4 pseudogenes are annotated in these 2,521 nt (G+C 45.9%); 1 reads left to right on the forward strand and 3 read right to left on the reverse strand.

The features are described from left to right. Nucleotides 1-646 (reverse strand): annotated as a pseudogene (gene istA / locus FTU05_RS17485) (IS21-like element ISAba8 family transposase); the annotation flags it as partial. A gap of 258 nt (nucleotides 647-904) precedes the next feature. Here istA and FTU05_RS17490 point away from each other — a divergent pair. Then, nucleotides 905-1,126, forward strand: a pseudogene (locus FTU05_RS17490) (cation transporter); the annotation flags it as partial. 113 nt (nucleotides 1,127-1,239) lie between these two features. Here FTU05_RS17490 and FTU05_RS17495 read toward each other — a convergent pair. Together FTU05_RS17495 and FTU05_RS17500 are read right to left on the reverse strand one after the other, a co-directional pair. Beyond that, nucleotides 1,240-1,704 (reverse strand): annotated as a pseudogene (locus tag FTU05_RS17495) (reverse transcriptase N-terminal domain-containing protein); the annotation flags it as partial. A gap of 575 nt (nucleotides 1,705-2,279) precedes the next feature. Beyond that, nucleotides 2,280-2,521 (reverse strand): annotated as a pseudogene (locus FTU05_RS17500) (transposase); the annotation flags it as partial.

The following is a 2,521-nucleotide window of genomic DNA, read 5'->3' on the forward strand; positions in this document are numbered from 1 at the left end:
AGCTGTATTTCTTGGCGCAGTCGAGCAGTTTGGGATTCCATTTATGCTGCCCCTCCTGATAGGCATCCCGTTCAATCATGATCGTTTTAGCGTTATCAAACAGGATTTCTTGAGGTACTCCTGCAAAGAACTGAAATGCATTTTCTAGACCATCGATCCATGCATCGGTACGTTCATGATCATAAAATTTCACGAAAGTCGCTCTGGAATACCCTAATGTTGCGACAAAGGCTTTTAAAGTCGTGTTGTTGCGTCGAATCGTGGTGAAATCCACCTGCATTTGTTGGCCAGGTTGGGTTTCAAAACGAATGATCGGTTCCGGTTTGGCAACTGGTTTTAATGTTGCAAGATATTCCCTCAATATCCTGATCTTTCCTGGATATCCCAACCTTAAAATTTCCTGGTAGAGCACGACAGCAGGAATCCATTCAGGATGAGCTGCATTTACACGTTGGAGTAAATAGGGTTTATATGGGTCAAGGATACTTATTCTAGGCTGTATACGCTGATACTGAGGTGTGGTGTTTTGCCGTAAATATTTACGTACGGTATTTCTGGACACCCCCAGTTGACGACTAATGGCTTTAATAGATTTACCTTGTTGATGAAGTATTTGGATTGTCACTGCTTGCTCCAAAGTTAACATGTTGAGCAGTCCAAAATGACCGCTATATTAACCAAGGGGGTCAGTTTTTAAATGCCATTAGGGGGTCATTTTTACACTGCCGCTAACATTAGAGTAACAGTGGGAATTCCTTACCACTTTTACTCTCTTATTTTCCTCATCGTACAGATAAAACCTGTACTTGCTTGAAATAAAAGTAATCCCTGAATTCCACCTAATCTTGGTTCGAGCTGATCTTCGCATATAGAACTCAGCATATCTAAATGATAGAGATCGTATATGAGTACCGAAATGACTGATACGCCACACTACAGTGAAACATTAGAGATTGAGGGGATGACATGTGCTTCTTGTGTAGGCCGTGTGGAAAAAGCTTTAAAATCTGTTGAGGGTGTTGAATCGGCTCATGTAAATCTGGCTACCGAAAAAGCAGTCATTTATGCGCATCAACCACTTGATCGCGCTACTTTAATTAAAGCCGTAGAAAAAGCAGGCTACGAAGGGCTTTGTTGCATAAATATGTAAGCATCTGATTTAAATAAATTTAATTTTGGATCAAAAAACAATCAAAACTTTTAAAATCATATAGTTATGAAATCTTTGTGCAACAAAGCCCTGAATCCATAAGAGTTCCGATCAGCAGTGGTCTCCGCGATGGGTTCCAAAGCCAGCAGATGGAGCGCCTGCATGGCCCGGCATTTCATCGTGGGTATCCCGAGAGGTCTCATCTTGCCATTTTTCTTCGGAATAAGGACTCTCCGAAGCGGAAGGGGCGTGTAACCTCGCCTCTTCAACGACATCATCGCACCGGTCTTGGCCTTGGGTGTATTCCAAGTCACCTTGTCGACCCCAGCCGTGTTTTTGCCTTTGTTTTCAGACACTCGTTTTACGGCCAATGCTTTGCCACTAAACGAGTGAGTCAGCAGCCATTGCAAAGCTTTCGCCTTGTTATACCTGCCGTCTTGTACCGCCTTCACAATACGCGCTTGCAGCCCTCTGACATGACGCTGTACAGCAATCCAATCGATGCTGTCCCACGATGTGCTGGAAGGCGCACACGCTGATACTGCTGCGTTCATTTGCTCTCCCTCCATTAAAAGGGTTCTACACACTCTCTTGTGATGAGAGACCATAAGGACGTCAGCCCGCTTTCGCGTGAGGTAATGTTTCAACCTCTATCCAACCCATTACAGACTGGCATTCGCTTTTTCCTCGTTCCTTCGCCCGCATCACCATGGGCAGTTTTTGCAAACTGCTTTCCCAATGGGGGTAATACGGGATTTCCACGTTCCGCTTACTGAAGTACATCGGCTTAGGTGCCTGCTATCGACCGGGAGGCGTATGGGTCACGAATGCGTAGTAGAAAGACGCGATTCCCACCTCCATTACCGTTTTGGTTCGAGCGTATTAGCCATTTCCGCTCGTTCAATTTAACGATCGTTGCGCAGATTCACATGTGTTCACCATACCGATTATCTAGCCCTTGTCCGGCTATGGCTGCCAGAAGAGTACGCCTCTCACGATTGATACCCCGCACCTTGCGGTGCCTCGTTACATTGTCGAAGGCGCTCTTTATTCAGCCTTCTAGATTCACCCGGTGACACGGGTGGTTCCCGCAGGGGGAACAACTTCATTAAGCGACTTCGTGTCGCACCTCTACCCAATTATTGCAAATCGGTAGATTGCCATCATCCAAATAGCGGCTTAAAGCTGGCCAACGCTTCAGAGTGTAATTGATGGCCTTGGCGGTGGGAGAACTCGATGGCACCGTCAGATGATGTTGGTTGAGCCATTCATATAGTTGTTGCATCACTGGTTGACTATGCTGTTGTCGGTATTCGCGGCGGTCTTCCGCTGTACCATCGGTCTTTTTCCTGAGCTCTGCTTCTATCGCAT

This window comes from Acinetobacter sp. YH12049 (assembly GCF_013419875.1).
GTDB classification, from domain to species: domain Bacteria; phylum Pseudomonadota; class Gammaproteobacteria; order Pseudomonadales; family Moraxellaceae; genus Acinetobacter; species Acinetobacter amyesii.